Below are 24,076 nucleotides of genomic sequence, written 5' to 3' on the forward strand. Positions count from 1 at the left end.
GATTGGCCGACTTGATCGAAGGATATGCAATCGCTCAACGCAAATCACTCGTGTGAATCCCGTAGCGCGAAGCGGGAGAAGGTGGCCCGACGAAGTCGGGTCGGATGAGGGCCGCGAAGCTGGGTGCGACGCCCTCATAAAGCCCGCTAGATGCAGCGCCCGCCGTCGACTTCTAACACGACGCCGGTCAGGAACGCGGCCTCATCCGAGACAAGGAACAAAGCCGAATTGGCGATGTCCTGCGGCGTCGAGAAGCGGCCGAGCGGCACCGTCGCCTTGAAGGCGGCGCGGCGCTCGGGCGTATCGGAGCCAAGGAAGCTTGCGAGCAGCGGCGTCTCACCGGCCACCGGCGCCAAAGCGCAGACGCGGATATTGTCGGGCGCGAATTCGACCGCCATCGATTTGGTCATCAGATGGACCGCGCCCTTCGACGCATTATAGACGGTGAGGCCTGGACGCGGCCGCAACCCCGCAGTCGAGCCGATATTGACGATGACGCCGCCGCCCTTCTCGCGCATATGCGACTGCAGCGCCTGGGCGAACAGGAAGATCGACTTCACATTGACGGCGAAGATGCGGTCGAACTCGGCCTCCTCGACCTCGATCATCGGGCGATTGCGATGGGTGGTGCCGGCGTTGTTGACGATCGCATCGACGCGGCCGAAGGCGGCGGTCGCCGCTTTGACGGCGGCGTCGACCTGATCCTTTTTCGAGACGTCGCAGGTCAGCGCGATCGCGCCGGCGCCGATTTTGGCGGCCGCCGCCTTGGCCAGGTCGCCGTTGTAGTCGAGGCAGGCGACGCGCGCGCCTTCATGGGCGAAAGTCTCAGCGATGCCAAGGCCAAAGCCCTGGCCCGCGCCCGTGACAATCACGCTCTTGCCTTGCAGACGCATCGTTCCTCCTGATGGGAAATGTTCTGTCCGTCCTGTCGAACAGGGCGGCCATTAGCACGACAGGCGCAGCTTGGCGACCGGCCGATCAGCAGGCCTGATAAAGGTCGTTATAGACGTCGCGGCGCATGCAAGACTGGAAATCGCCCGAGCCGTAGCGGTGGGGCTCGAACAGCGACAGCGGTGTCCAACCGCTGCGCCAGTCGCCGAACAATCCCTGCATGCGGTGATCGTCGAAGTAAGAGCCATGCGAACCTTGCCCGTCATGGTCATCGCCGGCATGAAGATGGTCGCCATCGTGGAGATGATCGCCATCGCGCCAATGTTCGTCGTCGTGCCGATGCTGGCCGTTATGAGAATGGTCGCCGGCATAGGCCGGCCCCGCCGGGCCATGCAGGTCCATCGGTCCCCGGCCATGGCCGCCGCCGCTCTGGAAGCTCCCGCCGCGGAAACTGTCGCCTCCCTCGCCAGACCGGGCGATGGCCGCCTCAGGGGCGCCGGCCAGCGCAACGGCCATCGCAAGCGCCGCCAGGGAGCCCGCGATCGTCTTCAACGAAGCCTGCATGGCGATTGTCGTCCTTTTTGAAAGCCTGTCCGAAAACAGGTTCGAATCGCGGGCCGCGAAGGCCGCCGCCATGTCCTTTATCCTTCCGTCCCGATTGAGGAAGGCTTAAAGCCGGCCGGCGGCCCTTGACTATAGGGACGCAGCGCCAGATATCGAAGTCGCTACTGTAACCCGGCCAATTCCCTTCAACCGTCTTGGCCGGGCTTGTCCCGGCCATCCACGCCGAGCCGCTTGTGCTAACCTTGCCGGTTGTTTTGCAACGGCGCCGCGTGGATGGCCGGGACAAGCCCGGCCAAGACGACCGAAAGGTCGAGAATAGCATTCCACGCGCCAAATCTCGCCCCGCTCTTCCCCACGGATATTCCCATGCGTATCGAAAACGACGTCAAGCTGGACTTCAAGGACGTGCTCATTCGGCCCAAGCGCTCGACGCTCAATTCGCGCAACGAGGTCGACGTCCATCGCACCTTCCGTTTCTTGCATACGGGCGCGGAATGGACAGGATTTCCGCTGATATCGGCCAATATGGATGTGACGGGCACATTGGCGATGGCGCGCGCGCTTGGCCGCTTTGACGCGCTAACCGCCCTGCACAAGCACTATCCCGTCGAGGCGCTCGTCGAATTCTTCGCCGGGCCCGACGGCGCGCACGCCTTCTATTCCATCGGCACCACCGAGGCCGATCTCGCCAAGCTCGCCAAGGTCAAGCAAAAGGCGCCCGTGCGGCTGCTATGCCTCGACGTCGCCAACGGCTATGCTGAGAAGTTCCTCGACACAGTCAAGCGCGCGCGCGACGAGAATCCGCAAGCGATCATCATGGCGGGCAATGTCGTCACTGGCGACATGACGGAGGCTCTGGTGCTGGCGGGCGCCGATATCGTGAAAATCGGCATCGGGCCGGGCTCGGTCTGCACCACACGCAATGTGACGGGCGTCGGCTATCCCCAGCTCTCGGCGATCATCGAATGCGCCGACGCCGCGCATGGGCTGAAAGGCCAGGTCTGCGCCGATGGCGGCTGCACGGTGCCTGGCGACGTCGCCAAGGCTTATGGCGCGGGCGCCGATTTCGTGATGCTGGGCGGCATGCTCGCCGGCCATGACGAATGCGACGGCGAGATCCGCTACGAGGAGCGCGACGGCAAGAAGGCGCCCGTCGGCATGGGCTTCTACGGCATGTCGTCGGAGGCGGCGATGAAGAAATATGCGGGCGGCGTCGCCGCCTATCGCGCCGCCGAAGGCAAGAGCGTCGAGACGCCCTATCGCGGGCCGGTCGAGCATACGATGGGTGAAATCATGGGCGGCGTGCGCTCGATGATGACCTATATCGGCGCGACGCAACTGAAAGAAGTGCCCAAGCGCACGACCTTCGTGCGCGTGACCGCGCAGACAAATAATGTGTTCGGGGGCGGCTGAGGCGGCGCGGCTTTCGCAACGACCTATATCTTCCGGTTCTTCGCGTCCCAGTTGCGTTCGAGATTGGCGATCAGGGCCGGGCTGAAATGGCAATAGGCCTGCTCCCGCGCGAAGACCGAGGCGTAGCGGCGGAACAGATCGAGCGGCTCCTGGCCGACGCGGAATGCGCGCCGGTTGCCGATCGTGCTGACGGCGCCCGAACTGGTCAGGCCCTCGACCACGCGCGCGATCGCCGAATCCATCTCGGCGGCCGGCGCGATCTCGTCGCAGATCAGGCGGCCGTCCGGGCTGTTGCAGGTCAGCCGACGTTCGTACTGGATCGCCTGGCGCGCGATGCGGTCGCCGGTGAAGCGCGGCAGCCGCAGATTGGCGAAGCCCGGAATGATCCCCTCCTTGCGCGCCGGCAGAGTGAGATAGGAATCGTCGGCGGCGAGGACGAAGTCCACGCACAGCAGCGTCTGGCAATGGCCGCCGATCGCGAAAGTGTCGACGACGGCGAGCCAGGGCTTTTCGACGCCGCGGCCATTGACGTCGTCGGGCACGCTGTTCGGCGATGCGACGCCGCGCATGACCTTATGCAGATAGCCAAGATCGCGGTCCATAAACCAGACAAACGGAATCTTGCCGAGATAAAGATGGGTGAGGTTGACGCCGGCGCCGAAAATGCGCCGGCCCCGGTATTTCTCGTTCTCGACGACGACGCCGCGCATCACCGCGATCTCCGTCGTGCGGTCGAGCGTCGCGACATCGACGGCGATCTCCGTGGCGCCCAGCGTCGTCGTATCTTCCGCGTTGAGGAAACGCGGATTGATCATATCGAGATGGACCGCCTTGCCGACGCGCGTGAGCCGCGCCGCGCCTAGATCGAGCGCGCCTTTGGCGGCGAACTCCACGGCCAAGGCGGCGCTTTCGGGGCGCGGCAGCAGCATCGCGTGACAGAGATGTTCGCCGCTGCGCGGACGCGCAAGAACATGGGCGAGGAACAGGCCCTGGTCGATCTCGACGCCGTCCTTGTCGCGCTGGGGAAGCGCGGCTTCGGCGGCCACTTCCCGTCGCGTCGGAGTGAGCCCCGGCGCGATTTCAGCGGCGGCGTAGACGAGGTCGTCGAGCCGGTGGAAGACCGAGCATCGCTCAGTCAGCTCGTCATAGAGGCGCTCGGCATGGGCCCCGAGGAAAAGCTCGCGCGACGCACGCGCGGCCAACAGCAGCCCGGCCGCCGCCGCGCGTTCGGCTTCATTGCGTTTGGGCTTTGCGGGCAGCGCCTCGAAAAGCCTGGCGGCGACATGCCAGAAGCCGCAATAATTCTCGAGATCGCCCTTATAATCGGCAGTCGCCGAGGGGATGGCCTGCGCCCATTCCCGCGTCGCCTCCTCAGGCAAGCCGGCGGCGCGCATCGGCGCGGTAGTGGAAGCATCATCGTTCGTCATGCTTTGGGCCTCTTGTCGATCACGTGTTTGGCCTTGCCGATCGATCGCTCGATCTGCGATGGGGCGAGAACGCTTACTTGGGCGCTGACGCCAATGCGCTCCTTGATCGCTTTGGCGAGCAGCGCGCCGCCCTGGTCGCGCGCCTGCGCGAAATCGTCGGCCGAGCGCGCCTCGACCCGCACCTCCATTTCGTCGAGCCGCGACTCTCTGGTCAGGATGATCTCATAATGGCCGGACAGGCTCGCGATCTTGAGAAGCTGCTCCTCGATTTGCGTCGGAAACACATTGACGCCGCGCACGATCATCATGTCGTCGGAGCGACCGACAATTTTCTCCATACGCCGCATCGTGCGCGCGGTGCCCGGCAGCAGGCGCGTCAAATCGCGGGTGCGGTAGCGGACAACCGGCATCGCTTCCTTGGTCAGCGAGGTGAAGACGAGTTCGCCCATCTCGCCGTCCGGCAACACGGCGCCGGTCAGCGGATCGATCACTTCGGGATAGAAATGATCCTCCCATATGTGCAGGCCGTCCTTGGTCTCCACGCATTCGCAGGCGACGCCCGGGCCGATCACTTCGGAGAGGCCATAATTGTCGGTGGCGTCGATGTCGAATGCGCGTTCGAGTTCGTCGCGCATGGCGTTCGTCCAAGGCTCGGCGCCGAAATAGCCCAGCTTCAACGACGTGCGGCGCGGATCGATGCCTTGCGCGCGAAATTCATCGAGAATGGCGAGGGCATAGGACGGCGTCGCCATCAGAATGTCGGGCGCAAAATCGCCGATCAATTGCACCTGCCTCGCGGTCATGCCGCCTGACGCTGGAACGATGGTGCAGCCAAGACGCTCGGCGCCGTAATGCACGCCAAGGCCGCCGGTAAACAGCCCATAGCCATAGGCGATATGCGCGACCATGCCGGCGCGGCCGCCCGAAGCGCGGATCGAGCGCGCCACGACATCGCTCCATGTCGCGATGTCGCCTTTGGTGTAGCCGACGACCGTCGACTTGCCCGTCGTGCCCGACGAGGCGTGCAGGCGAACAAGCTGGGCTTTGGGAACGGCGAACAAGCCGAAGGGATAATTGTCGCGCAGGTCCGCCTTGGCGGTGAATGGGAATTTAGCGAGGTCGGCGAGGGTATGGAAATCATCGGGATGTACGCCATGCGCGGCAAATTTGGCGCGCATTGGCGGGACATTGTCATAGACGCGGCGCAATGTCCGCGTGAGCCGCGCCGTCTGTAGCGCCGCGATCTCGTCGCGCGAGGCGATCTCGATCGAATCCAGCAGGCCTTTTTCAGGCGCCGCGCCAAGCCTCATGTCCCCTCCCCCAAGCGCATCAATCCCTTCTCCCGCCCTCGGCGGAAGGTGGCCTTCGCGCAAGCGAAGGTCGGATGAGGGCCTCTCAGGATGTGGCTGAGGAGCCACTAACCCATTGAGCCATCGTTGCGACGCCCGATCCGACCGGCTCCGCGAGTCTAGCCCGCGCCCGTGATTAAAGACAATTATCTTCGCTCAGCGGCGGCCCGGCGAAAGATATCGCCGAGCCGAGTCTCTCATTGCTTGGCTCAGTTCTGCGGCGCGGGGGTGGCGCCGGCCGGTTTCTGCGTCATTGGCGTCGTCGACACTGGCGGCGGGGCCGCCGAGGCGCCCGCGTCAGCCTCCGGGCTCGGCGCGTAGTGGAAGTCGGGCGCGCTTTGCAATTGCGCCTTCGTCATATTGAGCACGCCCATGTCGGGATAGCCCTGGTTCGCCTCGGTGGCGGCGGGATCCGTCTTGGCGGCAGTCGCCGGAGCGCCGCCTCCCGACGCAGTCGCGGGCGGCCCGGCTGTGGCCACGGTGCGGCCCTCGGTCCGCCATTGCATCGTCTTGAAGGGCACGCCCACTTCCTTTGCGCCCATTCCGAGGAAACCGCCGACGCCGATGACGATCACCTGGGCGTTGCCGTCATGGTCGAACAAGACATCCGCGATCTTGCCGATCTTCTTTTGATCGGCGCCCATGACGCTCACGCCGACAAGCTTCGAAGCGCGCCATTGATTGATCGCCTGTTCCTTGACAAAGGAATCTCCGGCGGTCTGGGCCAGCGCCGGGAACGCCACCAGCGCGCCGCCGATCAGGCCGATATAGCCGAGTTGCTTCAGCATGTTAGCCTCCATCTGGTCGTGGGAGTTCTGCACTCCTACGTGCTGACTTAACGCCGATGGCGCGAGGGGGTTCCACGTAGCGCCGCGAGCGGCTTCGTGACATAGGCGCGGCGGTCGCACATATTTCATATGCTAGACTTCGACGAAAGCGGAACGCCAACCCATGTCCATCGCTTTATCGCTCCTCTCCGTCGCGGCTCTATGGACCTTGGCGGTCGTGACGCCCGGGCCGAACTTCCTGGTCATCGCGCGCCTTGCCGTCGGTCAGTCTCGTGCGGCCGGGCTGCGCGCCGTCATAGGGATCGGAGCGGGAACCGCAATTTGGGGCGCGGCGGGTTTCTTCGGCGTCCACGCGCTCTTTACCGCGGCGCCCTGGATGTACGCCGGCCTCAAATTGCTGGGCGGCGCCTATCTGGTGTTCCTCGGGTCGCGGCTGCTCTGGCAAAGCCGGCGCCCGGCGGCCAACGAACGCGAGAAAGCCGATCGCCCGCGCAGCCTCTCGCCCTTTCAACTCGGCTTGGTCACCAATCTCGCCAATCCGAAATCCGCGCTCTTCGTCGCCAGCCTATTCGCCACCGCCATGCCAAACCATCCGCCCGTGGCGCTTGGCCTTGCCGCGATAGCAATCATGGTCGCGCTTTCCATAAGCTGGTACGCCCTGGTCGCCTGCCTGTTCACGACGCGCCGGATAGCCGCGGCTTACGAACACGGCCGGCTCTGGGTCGACCGGGTTGCGGGCGCGATCTTCGTGCTATTCGGCGCCCGACTGATAGCGAGCTCGTGATGAGACTGGCGCTCCTTCTCCCGAAAGCGCGAGAACGGGTTGCATCCGTCTCACCCGTGATTGATCACGATCGTCTTCGACGCGCAGAATTCGCGCAGCGCCTCAAAGCCCTTCTCGCGGCCATGGCCTGACCTCTTGACGCCGCCGAACGGCAGTTCGATGCCGCCGCCCGCGCCATAGCCGTTGACGAACACCTGGCCGCAGCGCATCGCGCGCGCGACGCGGATCGAGCGTTTGGCGTCGCCCGTCCACACGCCCGCGACAAGGCCATAGGGCGTCCCGTTGGCGAGCGCGATGGCGTCCGCTTCGTCCTCGAAAGGCATCAAGGACAGGACGGGGCCAAACACCTCTTCAATAGCGAGCGCATTGTCGCGCGGCACATCGCCGAACAAGGTCGGCGCGACATAGAACCCGCCGGCGGGCGCGTCGGCGTCGACGACGCCTTGCGCCAGCACATGCTGGCCCTGCTCTTTCGCCTGTTTGAGGTAGAATTCGACACGCGCCTTTTGCTTGGCGTTGATCATCGCGCCCATGTCGAGATCGCGGTCATGCGCGCCCGCACGCACCTTGGCGAAACGTTCGGCGATCGCCTTCGAGAATTTCGCGTAAGCGGAGCGCTCGATCAGCACCCGCGAGCCGGCCGAACAGGTCTGGCCGCCGTTCTGGATAATCGCATTGATGACGACGGGGACGGCCGTCTCGATGTCGGCGTCGGCGAACAGCAATTGCGGCGACTTGCCGCCAAGCTCCATCGTCACGCCGATATTGTTGCGCGCCGCCGCCGCCTGGATCGCCGTGCCCGTCTGCGGCGAGCCGGTGAACGAAATGAAATCGACATCGGGATGGCTGGAGAGCGCCGCGCCCGCCTCGCTGCCGAGGCCCGCCACGATGTTCAACGCGCCGTCGGGAAAGCCGATGTCGCGCGCGAGTTCGGCGATGCGGATCAGGCTGAGGCAGGCGTCCTCGGCGGGCTTGACGACGCAGGCGTTGCCGCAGGCCAATGAAGCGGCGACCGAGCGCCCGAAAATCTGCGCGGGATAATTCCACGGCACGATATGGCCGGTGACGCCATGGGGATCATTGACGATCGCGACGGTGTAGCCGTTGAGGAAAGGCAAAGTGTCGCCGTATAATTTATCGGCGGCCGAGCCGTAGAATTCGAAATAGCGCGCCGCCGCGACCATATCGGCCTTGCCGTGCTTGAGCGGTTTGCCGGTGTCGCGCGATTCCAAAGCCGCAAGCTCGGGCGCATGGTCGGCGATCGCCTCGCCGAGCTTCATCAGCAGGCGCCCGCGCTCAAGGGCGGTGAGACGTCCCCAATCGCCCTCGAACGCCTTGCGCGCCGCCGCGACCGCGCGCGAGACATCTTCCGCGCCGCTGCGCGCGATGCGCGCGAAGGCTTGCCCGTCCGAGGGGCAGAGCACATCGAGGATGCGCCCATCCGCCGCCTCGACGTTTTTTCCGCCGATGATGTTGGCGCTGAATGGCAAGGCCAAGCTCGCGCTCTCTTTCGACTGGATGTTCATAAGCGTCTCCCGTTTATTTGGCGTTGGCGTCTAGTAGAATTGGCGTTCGTTCGCAACCTTGGGCCGACCATCGCCTCATATGATCGGCTCGCGCCCGGACCGCAAGCGCGTCGAATCCCATATCCGCTCTGTCGTCGCCAGAGGCGCCCTACGGCCTGGCGGGGGAAATGCGCGGTCAAGCGCCCCCAGCGCCGCAGCGATAGTTTTCCTGCCGTCATAAAGCATAAATACGGTCAGCCCAAGATTTTGCGACCCAAGACCTCGCCGCCACAGCCCCGGACGGGCAAAATGCCTCACGAACATGGAACGAGAGCGGACGCCGGATTGCGGCGACGCATTGCCGTCCTGTTCGACGACGATGCGGGGCGCAATTCGACCGCACATTATTTCGATGGCGCGCTGGCTTTGCTGATCGTCGCCAATGTCAGCGCGGTGATCCTGGAATCGGTCGAACCGATCCGCGCCAGCCATCCCCTCGCCTTCGTCACGCTCGAGCATGTGGCGACTGCGATTTTCGCTGTCGAATATGGGCTGCGTCTGTGGACGGCGATTGACCTGCCCAACGGGCGGTTTCACCGACCCCTCTCGGGCAGGCTCCGCTACGCCCTGAGCTTTTTCGCGCTCATCGATCTGATCTCCATTTTGCCGGCCGTTCTCGGCCTACTGGGCGCCGGCGATTTGCGCGTGCTCCGCCTGCTGCGCTTTCTGCGTATGCTCAAATTGACCCGACACTCCAAGATCTTTGGTTTGATCTGGGCCGTGCTGCGGCAGGAGGCGCGCGCGATCGGCGCGATCGTATTCATTCTTTGCCTCACCGTGACGATCAGCGGTACGCTGATGTATATGATCGAAGAGGATGAACAGCCCACGATATTCAGTTCCATACCGGCCGCGATGTGGTGGGCGATCGAGACACTGACGACAGTCGGCTATGGCGACATGGTGCCTGTGACGGCGGTCGGGCGCGTGCTCGGCGGCGTGGTCGCGATCGTCGGCATCGGCACGCTGGCGTTATTCTCCGGCCTGATCACCGTCGGTTTCCTCGACCAGCTCAAAAGCCGCCGGGATTTCGCCGATTCCCGGAACGCGGATCACACCGCGCCGACGAAGGCGCGGGAGATATGCCCACATTGCGGATGCGTTATGGATCGGCGCGAACAGGCGGCGTGAGGATTTCTTGGAATCCATCAGCGGCTACACGTCGCTTGCAGAAGCCTGCAGGCTGACACAGACTCTTCTGAGATCATGTTCGAGAGAGTCCGACAACAATGACCGCCTATCGACTGCACTACTTCCCGGAATCGGGAAATAGCTACAAGCTCGCCCTGATGCTCACGCTTTGCGGTCAGACTTTTGAGCCGATCTGGACCGATTTTGGCGGCGGCGTCACGCGAACCGCGGAATGGCGCGCGACGGTCAATGAGATGGGCGAAATTCCGGTGCTGGAAGAGGACGGCGCGCGTCTCACCCAGACGGCCCCGATCCTGCTGCAGCTCGCCGAACGGTACGGCCGATATGGCGGTAAGAACGCCCAAGAGCAATTTGAAGTGCTGCGCTGGCTGTTCTGGGACAATCACAAGCTTAGCGGCTATATGGCGACCTATCGCTATCATCGCACCTTCACGCGGTCGCCCGATCCGCATGTGCTGACTTACTTCCGCCGGCGCATCGACGACTTCCTCGCAATCCTGGAGCAACATCTGCAAGGAAGCGCGTTCGCGATCGGCGATCGACCAACGATCGCCGATTTCTCCATCATGGCCTATCTGTCGTTCCCAAAGGAGGAAACTGGCTACGATTTCGCGATCAGTCACCCCGCCGTGCATGCCTGGCTTGGCCGGATCGCGAATCTGCCGGGCTGGCGTTCGCCCTACGATCTGTTGCCCGGCAAACGCCTGACACATTACGCATGAGTGTCGAACTGGAAACGCCGCCCTAAATCATCGCGAGCGGAATCTTGCGGCGCGGCGGCGCGAAAGCCTGGTCGAGCGCCGCCAGCGCTTCTTCATCCAGCTTGATGTCGAGCGCCCGGCGATTGGCCGTCACATGCTCAATCGTCGCGGCTTTCGGAATGGCGATGATATCGGGCCGTCTCAAAACCCAGGCGAGCGCGACCTGGAACGTCGTCGCCTCGTAGCGCCGTGCGATATCGGCGAGGGCGCCCGATTTCGGCAGCCGGCCCTGCTCGATCGGACTATAGGCCATGGCGGGGATTTTGCGCTTGGCCATAGCCGGCAGGAGATCGAATTCTGGGCCGCGGCGCAGAAGGTTGTAGAGAATCTGATTGGTCGCGCAATCCGTCCCGCCTGCCGCGAACAATTCGTCCATGTCGTCCGCGTCTAAATTGCTGACGCCCCAGGCGCCGATCTTGCCCTCGCGCTGCAGGTCTTTCATCCCCGCGACTGTCGCCTTGAGCGCCACGCCGCCGCGCCAGTGCAAGAGATAGAGGTCGATCCGGTCGGTCGCCAGGCGCCTCAAGCTGTTCTCGCAGGCCCGGCGCAGCGCCGCGCCGCCGGCGTTCTGCGGATAGACCTTGCTGACAAGAAATACCTTGTCGCGCAGGCCGCGCAAGGCCTCGCCGAGCATGTCTTCGGCGCCGCCGTCGCCATACATTTCGGCGGTGTCGATCAACGTGAGGCCGAGCTCCACGCCGCGCCTGAGCGCTGCGACTTCCGCGGCGCGCGCAGAGGAATCCTCGCCCATCCGCCATGTACCCTGTCCAAGGCAGGGAACGAGATGGCCGTCGGGGAGGCGCACTCTAGCAATGTCGGCGGTCACTTCGTTTTCCCTAAAAACTGTTGCGGTCGTGATAGGTCTGCAGGAACTGGCGCACGCGCGGCTCCTGGCTTTCATGGAAGACTTGGCGCGGCGGCCCGGCGGCGACGATGCGCCCGGCGTCGAGAAAAGCAATCCGGTCGGCGACCTTGGCGGCAAAGCCCATTTCATGGGTGACGATCAGCATGGTCATGCCTTCGGAGGCGAGGCTGCGCATCACCTCCAGCACTTCGCCCACGAGTTCGGGATCGAGCGCCGAGGTCGGTTCGTCGAACAGCATCAGGCGCGGTTGCATCGCGAGCGCTCTGGCAATGGCGACGCGCTGCTGTTGTCCGCCGGAGAGATGGCCGGGATAGGCGGGCGCCTTGTCGGCGAGGCCGACGCGCGTCAGCACCTGCATCGCGCGCTCATTCGCCTGCGCCGCCGGCAATCCGCGCACCCGCTGCAACGGCTCCGTCACGTTTTGCAACGCGCTCATATGCGGCCAGAGATTGAAATGCTGGAACACCATGCCGATTTCGCAGCGCATCTCACGCAAAGCGCGGCCACGCATCAGGCTGCGGCCGCCGTCGGGGCGATCCTCGTAGCCAATCAGCTTCCCCTCGATGCGGATGTCCCCGACATCGTAGCTTTCGAGAAAATTGACGCAACGCAGCAGCGTGCTCTTGCCCGATCCGCTCGGCCCGATCAGGCAGACGACTTCGGATTTGTTGACGGTCAAATCGATGCCGCGCAGCACTTCGAGCGCGCCAAAACTCTTGCCGACGTCTTTGAGTTCGATTGTCGGGGCGCTCATGAGGCGCGCGCCGGCGTCATGAAGGCAGTGACGCGCCGCTCGACCCGCTGGCCGACGCGCGAGATGGCTTCGACCAGCAGCCAATAGAAGATCGCCATAGCGAAAATGGCGGTGAAGGCGGTGAAGGTCTCGGCGGCCATGGTCTGCATCTGGTACATCAGTTCCGGCACGGTGATGATCGACAGGACCACGGTCTCCTTCGACAGGATGATCAGCAAATTGACGATCGAGGGCAGCGTCGCGACCAGCATGGTCGGCAGCGAAATGCGCCACAGGATGTCTAGGGAAGTCATGCCGATGCTGGTCGCCGCCTCGATCTGGCCGAGCGGCACCGCGCTGAAGCCGGCGCGGAAGGCCTCTGCGAAATAGGCGCTGGAATAGATTCCAAGGCCGAGGATTCCCGCCGTCGTCGCCTCCAGCCGCAAGCCGATGAAAGGGCCGCCCGAATAGAGGAGAAACAATTGCACGAGAAAAGGCGTGCCGCGAATGATTTCAATATAAATGCGCAGGAGCCATCGCAGAGGCGCTAAGCGCAGCCGTTGCAACAGCGCGATGGCGAAGCCGACGATGAGGCCGATCGCCGCGCCCACGCTCCAGCACAGGATGGTGACGCCAAAACCGCTGAGCAGCGATGGCGCATAGCGCCAGAGGATTTCGAGACTCATCGGGCCGCCCCCGTGGCGAGACGCCGTTCGGCGAGGTTGCCAAGGCCGGCGAGGCAGAGGTTGATCGCGAGATAGAACAGCCCGGCTCCCGCATAGGCCTCGAGCGGTCGATAGGTCGAGGAGGCGATATTCATGCTGACCCGCGTCAATTCGGCGATCCCCACCACCGAGACGAGCGAGGAGGCCTTGAGCAGCAGCGTGAATTCATTGATCAGCGGCGGCACGCTGATGCGCAAAGCCTGCGGCAGCAGAATGCGCCGCCAGATGCTGGCGCGCGAAAAACCGAGAGCCGTGGCGGCCTCGCTTTGGCCCAACGGCACGGCGTTGAGCGCGCCGCGCAGGATCTCCGCCTGATAGGCGCCCGACGCCAGGCCAAGCCCACCGATCGCCGCCGCCATCGCCGGCACGTCTATGCCAAATTCGGCGAGAAAATAATAGATGAACAGCAATTGCACGAGCAGCGGCACGCCGCGAAAGAAACTCACATAGAAAGCGCCGATGCGCGCAAGGATCGGGCCTCCCGAAAGTCGCGCGAGGCACACGGTAAAGCCGATGCCCATGCCAAGGATAATGCCCGCAATGGAGACATAGATCGTCATCCCCGCTGCAAGCGTCAGATAGGCCAGAGCATGAACAATGACCTGCGGCTGCATCATCCGGCGCCGGATTGGGTATTTCCTTCCCCCCTTGTGGGGGAAGGTGGCCGAAGGCCGGATGGGGGGTCGCGCCGCCCTATCAAGAAAAGACCCGCGCCTCTGGTTTCGATAAGTCGGCGCGCGCCCTCTTGCTAACCCTCCCCCACAAGGGGGGAGGGAATTCCAGCATTCCATCGACTTGGCCGGCGTAGACCATCAGAGCTGCGGTTCTGGCACCGTCTTGGGCAGGTCGAACGTCTGCCCGAACCAGGCCTTCTGGATCTTCGCCATCCGGCCGTCGCCTTCCGTCTTGACGATGGCGGCGTTGATCGCGTCGATCAAACCCTTGTCGTCGAGCCTGCCGACCCAGGAGAAATAGGTCGGCGTCCCGAACGGCGGCGCCACCATCGCGAAAGTATCGGCGCGCTGCGAGGCCGCATAAGCGAGGTTAGGGAAAGAATTGACCGAAGCGTCGATCCGCCCCGCCGCGAGATCGGCGTAGGACTGGTTGTTGTCGACATATTCCTTGACGTCGACGGGCTTGGGCAATTTGGCGGCGAAAGCCTTGAGCTGCGCCAGTTGTGACGTGCCCTTCTGGCCGCCGACCGCCTTGCCCGCGATATCTTCCGGCTTGGTTATGCTGGAATCGTTGGCGCGCTTCATCAGCGCCGCCGTCGCGTCGGCGATCGGCACCGTGAAGAGATAGCGCTGCATGCGCTCCTTGGTGATGGTGACCGGCGCGATGCAAAGATCGAACTTCTTGGCCTCGAGGCCGGGCAGAATGCTGGTCCAGGGCAGATCGAGATATTTGACCTTGACGCCGAGCTCCTTGCCGACTTCGTCGATCAGGTCGCGGTCGACGCCTTTATAGGTTCCATTGTCGGAAATATCGAAGGGCGGAAATTGCATTTCGGTGGCGATGACAAGCTCGCCGCGCTTCTTCACATCAGCCAGCGTATCGTCGGCCAGAGCGCCGCCAAGGCCCGAAAGCCATGCGCCGGCGGAGGCGGCTCCGATCAGCCCGGTCTTGAACATGGTTCGCCGCGTCAAGGAATAGGTCGTTGATTTCATCATGGCCGCCCCCTTTTGTTTGTGATCCACCATTTCGAGCAGTAGCGCAGAGCGGCGCGATTCATCCTCCAGGGACCAATCAGCGCGATCCTTGTCCGCATGCGAAAAGTTTATGTATAGACATAACGATGCAAGCTATACGTCGGGGTCGGGCAGCGTCAAGCGGAACCGGGAACCCGCGCGCCAGGAAAGCATTATAGAGGGAGCCATGTCAGATCCAGCGATGACGCGAACCGAAACCGATACGTTCGGTCCGATCGAAGTGCCTTCCGATCACTATTGGGGGGCGCAGACGCAGCGCTCGCTGCAGAATTTCGCGATCGGCGACGAGCGCATGCCCAAGCCGATCGTTCACGCGCTCGGGCTCATCAAACAGGCGGCGGCGGGGGTGAACGCCGATCTGGGATTGCTGGAGCCCCAGCTCGCCGAGGCGATCGCGCAGGCCGCCGCCGAGGTTGCCGCGGGAAAACACGACGGCGAGTTCCCGTTGGCTGTCTGGCAGACGGGGTCCGGCACGCAAACCAATATGAACGCCAATGAAGTGATCGCCAACCTCGCCAATGAGAGGCTGGGCGGCCGGCGCGGCGCCAAAACGCCGGTCCATCCCAACGATCATGTCAATCTCGGCCAATCCTCCAACGACACCTTTCCGACCGCCATGCATATCGCGGCGGCGCGCGAGATCAGGGAAAGGCTCATTCCCGCGCTTGGCGTCCTGCACGCGGCCCTGACGGACAAAGCCGAGGCCTTCGCCGATATCGTCAAGATCGGCCGCACGCATCTCCAGGATGCGGTGCCGGTCACGCTGGGGCAGGAATTTTCCGGCTATGCCGCGCAGGTCGCCCTTGGAATACAGAGGATCGAGGCGACGATGCCGGGCCTCGCCGCCCTCGCGCAGGGCGGCACGGCGGTCGGCACGGGTCTGAACACGCATCCCGATTTCGCGCGGGCCTTTGCGCAGCGCGTCGCTGAAATGACGGGCTTTCCGTTCGTTTCGGCGGCCAACAAGTTCGAGGCGCTCGCCTCTCACGACGCTTTGGTCTTCTGTCACGGCGCGCTCGCGAGCCTGGCGTCGGGCCTGTTCAAGATCGCCAATGACATCCGTCTCCTGGGCTCGGGCCCGCGTTCGGGGCTGGGCGAACTGCTTTTACCCGAGAATGAGCCGGGATCGTCGATCATGCCGGGCAAGGTCAACCCCACACAGGCTGAAGCGCTGACGATGGTTTGCGTCCAGGTGATCGGCAACGAGACGATCGTGGCTTTCGCCGGCAGTCAGGGCCATTTCGAACTGAATGTCTTCAAGCCCATTATCGCCAACGCCGCGCTGCAATCCATTCGGTTGCTGGCCGATGGCGCGCAAAGCTTCGCCAAAAACTGCATCGCCGGGATCGAACCCAATCGCGAACGCATCCATGAGTTGGTCGAGCGATCGCTGATGCTCGTGACGGCCCTTGCGCCGACGATCGGCTATGATAAAGCGGCGCTGATCGCCAAATCGGCCCATAAGAACCACACGACCCTGCGCGAGGAGGCGATACGGCTTGGCTTTGTCGCCGCGGCGGAATTTGACGCAATTGTCAGACCCGAAGCGATGCTCGGGCCGAAGCTGGACATCTAGGCGTCCGCGCTTGGGACTGGACCGGGCCCAGTTGGTCGCGCTACCTCATCCCGACCGGAGCCAAAACGCCGCTCATCGGAAGCGCGGCGCATGAGAGGAAGGGCGATGGAGGCATTGTCAGGTCCATCAAATAGACGTAAATTTCGCAATGGTTTGCTTGAAAGCGCAATCGGGACAAAAGCGGAACGCGCGTTAAGTCGGCGGGGACCGGCCAAATTTGTGGGGAGGGCGGATAAGTCAACGGCAGAGCGCGCCGAGCCAATCCCGTAAATCGGCACAGCAATGAGGCGACCCATGAAATTGAGTAAAGCTCTCTACTTCGGCGATTTCGTCGCCATCCCTCTCGCCATCGTCTTGCTCGCCGCCGCGGCGATCTATCAGCAGGGCCTTGAGGGCGCGGGTCTTTGGCTCGCCGCTTTCATTGCAGGGCTCCTGGTCTGGACGTTTGTCGAATATGCCGTCCATCGCTGGGTGTATCACGCCATTCCGTTCTTCGAGAAATTCCACGACGCCCACCATGACGACCCGACCGCCTTGATCGGCGTGCCGTCCTTCGTCTCCAGCGGCTTGATCCTAGCGGTGTTCTTCGCGCCGCTGTTGTTTACGGTCGGCATCGTTCTGGCCGGCGGCTTCGCGAGCGGCGCGCTACTCGGCTATGCCGGCTATATGCTGGTCCATCACGCGTCCCATCACTGGACGCTCAAGCCGGGCAGCATGCTCTATCGAGCCCGCATTCAGCACATGGCCCATCATTACCACAATACGCCAGGCAATTACGGCGTCGTCACCTCGTTCTGGGACCACGTATTTTCCACCAATGTCGATCGGCGGCGCCGCGCCGCCGAGACTTGAGTTTTTCTCGCCACAGACCACGCTGGGGGGCGCCGGAAGTCTTCACCGCAATGTGATCGCGGACGAGCGGTCAATTCTGGTACACCAGTCGCGCTGGTACACCAGTTGCTTGGCGCCCTGCGCCATCGACGTTCCCCTGATTCGCTCCGGCTGAGACGCCCTCTCGATGATCGCCCTTGTCCGCATCGCTTTGAGCCGACCCTATACGTTTGTCGTGCTCGCGCTGTTGATCCTGATGATCGGCCCGCTCGCCGCGCTCAGGACGCCGACAGACATCTTCCCCGATATCCGCATTCCAGTCATCGGCGTGGTCTGGCAATATACGGGCCTGCCGCCCGATCAAATGTCCGGGCGAATCACAACGCCGTTCCAGCGCGCCCTAACGACGACCGTCAACGATATCGAACATATCGAAGCCAATTCTTATAACGGCTTCGGCATTATCAAGATTTTCTTTCAACCGAACGTCGATATCCGCACCGCCAACGCCCAGGTGACAGCGATTTCGCAGACGCTGATCAAACAGATGCCTCCCGGCTCGACGCCGCCGCTGATCCTCAACTACAGCGCCTCGACGGTCTCCATCCTCCAGGTCGCTCTGTCGGGGGAAGGCCTCACCGAACAGAATCTGGCCGATCTCGGCGTCAACCAGGTGCGAACGCCGCTGGTCACTGTGCCCGGCGCGGCGATCCCCTACCCGTTCGGCGGCAAAACGCGTCAGGTGCAGATTGATCTCAACTCCAACGCACTGCAGGCGCGCGGCCTCTCTGGGCAGGACGTCGCTAACGCCTTGGCCGCCCAAAACCTGATCACGCCCGTAGGCACCGAGAAAATCGGCGCTTTCGAATATGCGGTCCAGCTCAACAACGCCCCCTCCAAGCTGGAAGCGCTCGGCGACCTGCCCATCAAAACCGTCAATGGCGCCATGGTCTATGTGCGCGACGTCGCCCAGGTGCGCGACGGCAATCCGCCGCAGACCAACATCGTTCATGTCGACGGCTCAAGGTCGGTTCTTTTGCAAGTGCTCAAGAGCGGATCGGTCTCGACGCTGGCGATCATCGCGGGAGTCAAACAACGGCTGCTGGACATTAAGGCGGCGCTGCCAGACAACCTGAAAATAGCGCTGCTTGGCGATCAATCGCTGTTCGTGCGCGGCGCTATCAACGGGGTGGCGCGCGAAGGCGCGATCGCCGCCGCGCTGACCAGCATCATGATCTTGCTGTTCCTGGGCAGTTGGCGCTCGACCGTAATCATCGCCGTGTCGATCCCGCTGGCGGTCCTTGGCTCGATCATTGCACTGTCGGCGGTCGGCGAGACGCTCAATATCATGACGCTCGGCGGTCTTGCTCTGGCAGTCGGCATTCTTGTCGACGATGCGACCGTGACAATCGAAAACATCAACTGGCATCTCGAACACGGCAAGGATGTGGAAACCGCGATCATGGATGGCGCACGCCAGATCGTGACGCCCGCCTTCGTCTCGCTTCTGTGCATCTGCATCGTCTTCGTGCCGATGTTTTTCCTCGACGGCATTGCGCGTTTTCTGTTCGTGCCGATGGCCGAAGCCGTCATGTTTGCGATGATCTGCTCCTTTTTGCTGTCGCGCACGCTCGTGCCGACCATGGCCAATTATCTGCTGCGGGCCCACGTCGAGCACGCGGAAGGCGAGCGTCCGCGCTCGCGTAATCCGTTGGTGCAATTCCAGCGCCTGTTCGAAGCAGGATTCGAGCGGATAAGATCGGGCTACCGCGACATTCTTGAACTTGCGCTGAGCCGCCGCGCCATTTTCGTCATCGGCTTTCTCGCTTTTGTCGCCGCCTCTTTTCTGCTGACGCCCTATCTCGGACGAAATTTCTTCCCCGCGGTCGATACCGGCCAGATACTGATGCATACGCGCTTGCGCATCGGCACCCGTGTCGAGGAAAGCGCCAATCAATTCGCTGAGATCGAGAAGGCGATCCGGGCGATCATCCCGCCCGATGAGCTTGGCGCCTTGGTCGACAATATCGGCATGCCGATCAGCGGCATCAACATGACCTATAACAACACGGGCGTCATCGGCTCGCAGGATGGCGACATCCAGATCAAGCTGAACGAGGATCACCGTCCGACCGCCGATTATGTCCGCAAATTGCGCGAAGAGCTTCCTCAACGATTCCCGGGCGTCGTTTTCGCGTTTCTGCCGGCCGATATTATCAGCCAGATTCTCAACTTCGGCGCGCCGGCGCCGATCGACCTGCAGGTTCGCGGCGCCAATCTCGCGGCCAATTTCAATTACGCCAACCTGCTGTTGCGCCGGATTCGCCACGTTCCGGGCGTGGCCGACGCGCGCATTCAGCAATCGCCCGCCCTTCCGACCCTGAACGTCGATGTCGACCGCACGCGTGCGCAATATATCGGCCTGACCGAGCGCGACGTGACCAATAGCCTCGTCGTCAATCTGGCGGGCAGCGGTCAGGTGGCGCCAACCTATTGGCTCAATCCCGACAATGGCGTTTCCTACCCGATCGTGATGCAGACGCCGCAATACCAGATCGATACGCTGGGCGCCTTGCAGACGCTTCCCATCACCGCCGGCGGCACGGGCATTCTGCCGATCCTCGGCGGCGTCGCGAGCATCAGCCGCGCAGTCAGCAATGCGGTGGTTTCGCAATATGACATCAATTCGATCGTGCAGATTTATGCGACGCCGCAAGGGCGCGATCTGGGCGCCGTCGCGGCCGATATCCGCCAGATCATCGACGAAACCGCGACGTCCGTCCCCAAAGGCAGCTCGGTCGTTTTGCTTGGCCAGGTGCGCACGATGAACAACGCCTTTTCCGGCCTGCTGTTCGGGTTGATCGGCGCCATCGTGCTGATCTATCTGCTGATCGTCGTCAATTTCCAATCCTGGGCCGATCCATTCGTGATCGTCACGGCCTTGCCGGCCGGTCTGGCGGGCATCGTCTGGATGTTGTTCGTCACCCAGACCACCCTATCAGTGCCCGCTCTCACCGGCGCGATCATGTGCATGGGCGTCGCAACGGCCAATAGCGTCCTTGTCATCAGTTTCGCGCGCGAGCGATTTGCCGAACTTGGCGACCCCGTCGCGGCGGCGCTTGAAGCGGGTTTCGTGCGGTTTCGCCCTGTCGTCATGACCGCTCTGGCGATGATCATCGGCATGGCGCCGATGGCGTTGGGCCTTGGCGAAGGGGGCGAACAGAACGCCCCGCTGGGCCGCGCCGTCGTCGGCGGCCTCTTTTTTGCGACGATCGCCACGTTGATATTCGTTCCCGTCGTCTTCAGCCTTGCGCATAAGCGCGAGGCGAAGCCGGCCCCCGCGCCTTCGGAGTCCCCGCAACATGCCTGACGCCACCCCTCCGCGTCGTTCGAGGCGCAAGCTTGGTCTTTTCGGAATCCTCGCCGCCATCGGCGTCGCAGCGCTCGTCGTCACCGGCATCGGAACCCGCGACAAGGGCAACGCCGAATTGCGGCAATGGACCGAGACGCAGGCGCTTCCGACAGTCGCTATCGCCTCTCTCAACGCCAAGCCGGTGGTGGCGAGCCTGAATTTACCCGGCCGGCTCGAGGCCTATGTGCGCGCGCCGATCTACGCCCGCGTCAGCGGCTATGTTAAGAGTTGGACCGTCGATATCGGCGGCGTTGTCAAAGCCGGGCAAACCCTCGCCGAAGTCGAGGCGCCGGATCTCGATCAGCAATTGCTGCAGGCGCGCGCCGATCTTGCCAATTCCCAGGCCAGCGCCAAACTTGCGGACGTGACTTTGAGCCGCGGCCGGGCGCTGCTAACTTCGAATGCGGTCTCCCAACAGGATGTCGACCAGCGCGCGGCCGACCTGGCGAGCAAACAGGCGGCCGTCCATTCCAACGAGGCCAATGTCGAGCGCCTGCAGGTTCTCGCCGGTTACAAGAATATCTCGGCGCCGTTCGACGGCCTCGTGACAGAGCGCAATACGGATGTCGGCGCGCTCATCAGCGCGGGCTCAAGCGCAGGGCTCGCGATGTTCGTCATATCGGATGTGCGGAGGCTGCGCGTTGCGATCAATGTTCCGCAAAACTATGCGCCAGCCATCAAGATTGGCGCCAAGGCGAGCATTTCCGTGCCCGAATATCCCGACCGGACTTTCCCTGCCGTCGTCGAGGCCTCCTCGCGCTCCGTCGATGTCGGCTCGGGAACGACGCATATGCAATTGATCGTCGACAATTCCGGCGGCGAATTGATGCCGGGCGCGTACGCCAATGTGCATGCCGATCTTTCCGGCGCAACCGGGTCGGTTCGCATTCCTGTCAGCGCGCTGATTTTCGATCAAAGCGGATTGCGCGTCGCAACGGTCAATGCCGACAATCGCGTCTTGTTCAAGACGGTGACGATCGCGCGCGATCTGGGGAGCGAGATCGAGGTCGGGTCGGGCCTTGGCGCCGACGACCGGGTGATCGCCGCGCCGCCTGATGGCATTGCGGATGGCGATCAGGTCCGGATTGCCGACGACCATTCCAAGCAAGACGCGCCCGTCGCAGCCTCGGCCAAGCCGGAGAGCGGTGGCTGAGAGCCTCTTGGACATAGCGAAAGACGATCTTGCGACCGTCAGGCTATTTTGCGCTGCACGGCTGACTCGAACATCGCGCGAATGTCCTTTTCAGGAACCGCGGGACTGAACAGGAAGCCCTGAACTTCGGCGACCGATCCAAGACCGTCGACGAACTGCATCTGGCGTTCCGTTTCGATCCCCTCGACGAGCACGTCCATCCCCAGCATTTTGCACATGCCCGCGACGCTCGCGATCACGATGGAGGCCCTTTGGTCCGATCCCATCGCTATGGTGAACGACCGATCGATTTTGATTTTGTCCAGAGGGAAAGTGTGGAGATAGCTCAGGCTCGAAAATCCCGTGCCAAAATCGTCCAGCGCAATTCGAACGCCCATCTCCCTGATCGATCGCAATGTCTGACGCGTCAGGGGAAGGTCGTGCAGAATCGTCGACTCGGTGATTTCAACTTCGAGCCGGTGCGGCGCAAGACCGGACGATTGAAGAGCGTCCTTGACCGCGTTAGCCACACGCCCGCCTCTGACCTGCAGGGGCGACAAATTCACGGCGACAAAGATTCGTTCGGGCCACGAGGCGCAGGCTTCGCACGCGCGGTGAAGAATGATGCCGCCGAGCGCGTCCATCAGACCGAGTTCTTCGGCGATCGGTATGAATTCGCCAGGGGAAATCCGGCCGCGGGTTGGATGATCCCATCGCGCCAGCGCTTCGCAACCGACAATTTCCCGGGTCGCGGCATTGTTGATGGGCTGATAGTGAACCTCAATCGTTTCATTGGCGATCGCGGCTCTCAGGTCAATCTCCAGCGTCCGTCGGCTTTGCGCATTGAGGCCCAATTGCGCCTCATAGGAGCGCCAGCGATTGCGGCCTTCTTCTTTGGCCGCATAGAGCGCCAAATCGGCGTTGCTGAGCAGCGTCTCAAGCGTCAGACCGTCACGGCGAAGCTTCGCCACGCCCACGCTGACGCCGATGATGATTTCATAGCCGTCGATCTGAAACGGCCGATTGATTTCCGCTATGATGCGTTCCGCCTTACAGGAGGGGTCATGGGCGTCTTCTCTTGACGGCAGGAGAATGGCGAACTCGTCTCCGCCCCATCGCGCGACGACATCCTTGTCTTCGACCGCCGAACGCAGACGATCGCCGACGGCGATGAGGAGCTTGTCTCCGCGCGCGTGGCCCAAACTGTCGTTGACCTGTTTGAAGTCGTCGAGGTCAAGGAACAGGATCGCCCCATTGTTCCCCGCGCTTTGGCGCGCCAGCAAGGCTTTCGAAAGCTCCTGCTCAAAACGCCGTCGATTTGGCAGGCCGGTGACCGGATCGAACCAGACCATGCGATAGATCGCGGCCTCGGCGTTCCGGCGTTCGGTAATGTCCTGGATGACGACGACGGTGCCTTCGCTCTTGATGCGTTGGACCGTGACTTCGAGCGCCCGCTGGTCCCTGGTTTCGAGCGGCACGACGAAGTCCCGGTTCGTGTTGCGGAACAGCGCCTGCGACAGCCGTTTGAATTCGGAACGCGCCAGGACTCCCTTTCGCACAAGGCTGCGGAGTATCGAACGCAAATCCGCGCCGACATGGGCCTCTTTTTCGCTCAAGCCAAAGATGCGCAGAACCTGATTGTTCGTCAGGCTGAGCTTGCCCTCGGAATCGACCATGCAAAGGCCATGCGACATATTGTTGAGTGCGGTGTCGAGCCGCCCCGCAAGCATGGCGACCTGATGTCTGGCCGCGACTTCGGCGAGAAAGTTCGCCTTCATGCGGCTCGATGAGGCCTTTATGAACAGGAAGGTTGGGATGAACCCGACAAGAATCGCAAGGGGGTACCAGCCGCCCCCTACGACCATCGCCGCGCTCAGCGGAACGAACGCGGCAATGATCTGCGCGTTGATTCCCTTGTCGATCGCAAAGCTGCGCGTCCACATGCCAAATGCGTAGACAATGGTCGTCGCCGCGGTGAGGAAGCGCGTGAACCCATCGTCTGTGACCCAAAACGCGACAAGCGTCCATATAGCCATCAGGGCCATATAGGTGACGGCGCCGACGACGAACTTCGTCTCCCGACTGCGCGCGACGGCGACGTTGGGGCTCGGCCGGCTCCGCGCATGAAGCGTCATGACGTGCAGCCGGATCAAGCTCACAAGCAACATCAGGGCTGTGCAAATCCACAGACTCACACTATGAGCGGCGATGGCGGTGGCGATCCCCGCTGAGGTGACCGCCACGATAGACAAGATGAGGCCTTTAACCTCGACCAGAAGGCTATCGACAAACGCAATGTACAGTGCATCCGGCATTTTGTTCACAAGGCCGGAAATAGCGCCCAATCGTTCAGCTCGCATAAATCTTTCCAATCGAGAGCCGAGTGTCGATGCGACTAT

At 62.8% G+C, this 24,076-nt stretch carries 20 protein-coding genes; 8 read left to right on the forward strand and 12 right to left on the reverse strand.

The genetic code is table 11. The features are described from left to right. Positions 1-146 precede the first annotated feature (146 nt). On the reverse strand, positions 147-893 hold the full coding sequence (locus GSQ90_RS28530; protein WP_158818384.1) for a glucose 1-dehydrogenase: 747 nt from the start codon (positions 891-893) through the stop codon (positions 147-149). An 85-nt stretch (positions 894-978) separates the two neighbouring features. Further along, positions 979-1,527 carry a hypothetical protein gene (locus tag GSQ90_RS28535; RefSeq protein WP_158818385.1) on the reverse strand — a complete coding sequence of 183 codons (549 nt, stop codon included), beginning with the start codon at positions 1,525-1,527 and terminating at the stop codon, positions 979-981. Positions 1,528-1,821: 294 nt separating this feature from the next. Here GSQ90_RS28535 and GSQ90_RS28540 point away from each other — a divergent pair, with 294 nt between their 5' ends. Next, positions 1,822-2,868, forward strand: a complete 1,047-nt coding sequence (locus tag GSQ90_RS28540) for a GMP reductase (RefSeq protein ID WP_158818386.1) — start codon at positions 1,822-1,824, stop codon at positions 2,866-2,868. 23 nt (positions 2,869-2,891) lie between these two features. Here the strand turns inward: GSQ90_RS28540 and GSQ90_RS28545 are convergent, their stop codons facing one another. From GSQ90_RS28545 to GSQ90_RS28555, 3 genes are all read right to left on the reverse strand, one after another. Continuing rightward, entirely contained in the window at positions 2,892-4,295 is a 1,404-nt protein-coding gene (locus GSQ90_RS28545) for an enoyl-CoA hydratase-related protein (protein WP_158818387.1), read from the reverse strand. Continuing rightward, entirely contained in the window at positions 4,292-5,605 is a 1,314-nt protein-coding gene (gene paaK / locus GSQ90_RS28550; protein WP_158818388.1) for a phenylacetate--CoA ligase PaaK, read from the reverse strand. The genes GSQ90_RS28545 and paaK overlap by 4 nt, the downstream gene beginning before the upstream one ends. 248 nt (positions 5,606-5,853) lie before the next feature. Continuing rightward, positions 5,854-6,432: a PRC-barrel domain-containing protein gene (locus GSQ90_RS28555; RefSeq protein WP_246731824.1), complete on the reverse strand. Its 579-nt coding sequence runs from the start codon at positions 6,430-6,432 to the stop codon at positions 5,854-5,856. 163 nt (positions 6,433-6,595) lie between these two features. Here GSQ90_RS28555 and GSQ90_RS28560 point away from each other — a divergent pair, with 163 nt between their 5' ends. Continuing rightward, the gene (locus GSQ90_RS28560) at positions 6,596-7,216 is read left to right on the forward strand and encodes a LysE family translocator (RefSeq protein WP_158818389.1); all 621 of its coding nucleotides are present in this window, start codon (positions 6,596-6,598) and stop codon (positions 7,214-7,216) included. Between the two features lie 50 nt (positions 7,217-7,266). Here GSQ90_RS28560 and GSQ90_RS28565 read toward each other — a convergent pair whose 3' ends face one another. Then, positions 7,267-8,742, reverse strand: a complete 1,476-nt coding sequence (locus GSQ90_RS28565) for an aldehyde dehydrogenase family protein (protein ID WP_158818390.1) — start codon at positions 8,740-8,742, stop codon at positions 7,267-7,269. Between the two features lie 288 nt (positions 8,743-9,030). On the opposite strand from GSQ90_RS28565, the gene GSQ90_RS28570 reads away from it, so the two are divergent. Continuing rightward, a complete protein-coding gene (locus GSQ90_RS28570) occupies positions 9,031-9,912 on the forward strand; it encodes an ion transporter (RefSeq protein WP_158818391.1) in 882 nt (293 codons plus the stop codon). Positions 9,913-10,010: 98 nt separating this feature from the next. Beyond that, positions 10,011-10,655: a glutathione S-transferase family protein gene (locus GSQ90_RS28575; RefSeq protein ID WP_158818392.1), complete on the forward strand. Its 645-nt coding sequence runs from the start codon at positions 10,011-10,013 to the stop codon at positions 10,653-10,655. A gap of 22 nt (positions 10,656-10,677) precedes the next feature. On the opposite strand, the gene GSQ90_RS28580 is transcribed toward GSQ90_RS28575, so the two are convergent. The 5 genes from GSQ90_RS28580 to GSQ90_RS28600 all read right to left on the reverse strand — a co-directional run bounded on the left by GSQ90_RS28580 (position 10,678) and on the right by GSQ90_RS28600 (position 14,687). Further along, the gene (locus GSQ90_RS28580; protein ID WP_246731825.1) at positions 10,678-11,520 is read right to left on the reverse strand and encodes an aldo/keto reductase; all 843 of its coding nucleotides are present in this window, start codon (positions 11,518-11,520) and stop codon (positions 10,678-10,680) included. Positions 11,521-11,530: 10 nt separating this feature from the next. After that, on the reverse strand, positions 11,531-12,313 hold the full coding sequence (locus GSQ90_RS28585) for an amino acid ABC transporter ATP-binding protein (protein WP_158818394.1): 783 nt from the start codon (positions 12,311-12,313) through the stop codon (positions 11,531-11,533). Continuing rightward, positions 12,310-12,978 carry an amino acid ABC transporter permease gene (locus GSQ90_RS28590; RefSeq protein ID WP_158818395.1) on the reverse strand — a complete coding sequence of 223 codons (669 nt, stop codon included), beginning with the start codon at positions 12,976-12,978 and terminating at the stop codon, positions 12,310-12,312. The genes GSQ90_RS28585 and GSQ90_RS28590 overlap by 4 nt, the downstream gene beginning before the upstream one ends. Continuing rightward, positions 12,975-13,634, reverse strand: a complete 660-nt coding sequence (locus GSQ90_RS28595; protein WP_210255006.1) for an amino acid ABC transporter permease — start codon at positions 13,632-13,634, stop codon at positions 12,975-12,977. The genes GSQ90_RS28590 and GSQ90_RS28595 overlap by 4 nt, the downstream gene beginning before the upstream one ends. Before the next feature lie 195 nt (positions 13,635-13,829). After that, positions 13,830-14,687, reverse strand: coding sequence for a transporter substrate-binding domain-containing protein (locus GSQ90_RS28600; RefSeq protein WP_210255007.1), 858 nt, complete (start codon positions 14,685-14,687; stop codon positions 13,830-13,832). A gap of 205 nt (positions 14,688-14,892) precedes the next feature. Here GSQ90_RS28600 and fumC point away from each other — a divergent pair, with 205 nt between their 5' ends. From fumC to GSQ90_RS28620, 4 genes are all read left to right on the forward strand, one after another. Next, a complete protein-coding gene (gene fumC, locus GSQ90_RS28605; protein WP_158818397.1) occupies positions 14,893-16,302 on the forward strand; it encodes a class II fumarate hydratase in 1,410 nt (469 codons plus the stop codon). A gap of 294 nt (positions 16,303-16,596) precedes the next feature. Continuing rightward, entirely contained in the window at positions 16,597-17,154 is a 558-nt protein-coding gene (locus tag GSQ90_RS28610; RefSeq protein ID WP_158818398.1) for a sterol desaturase family protein, read from the forward strand. Positions 17,155-17,320: 166 nt separating this feature from the next. After that, positions 17,321-20,503, forward strand: coding sequence for an efflux RND transporter permease subunit (locus GSQ90_RS28615; RefSeq protein ID WP_158818399.1), 3,183 nt, complete (start codon positions 17,321-17,323; stop codon positions 20,501-20,503). Further along, on the forward strand, positions 20,496-21,698 hold the full coding sequence (locus GSQ90_RS28620) for an efflux RND transporter periplasmic adaptor subunit (RefSeq protein WP_158818400.1): 1,203 nt from the start codon (positions 20,496-20,498) through the stop codon (positions 21,696-21,698). The genes GSQ90_RS28615 and GSQ90_RS28620 overlap by 8 nt, the downstream gene beginning before the upstream one ends. Positions 21,699-21,736: 38 nt before the next feature. Here GSQ90_RS28620 and GSQ90_RS28625 read toward each other — a convergent pair whose 3' ends face one another. After that, positions 21,737-23,992: a bifunctional diguanylate cyclase/phosphodiesterase gene (locus GSQ90_RS28625; RefSeq protein WP_158818401.1), complete on the reverse strand. Its 2,256-nt coding sequence runs from the start codon at positions 23,990-23,992 to the stop codon at positions 21,737-21,739. Positions 23,993-24,076 lie beyond the last annotated feature (84 nt).

Source organism: Methylocapsa sp. S129 (assembly GCF_009765995.1).
In the GTDB taxonomy this organism is placed as follows: Bacteria; Pseudomonadota; Alphaproteobacteria; order Rhizobiales; family Beijerinckiaceae; genus Roseiarcus.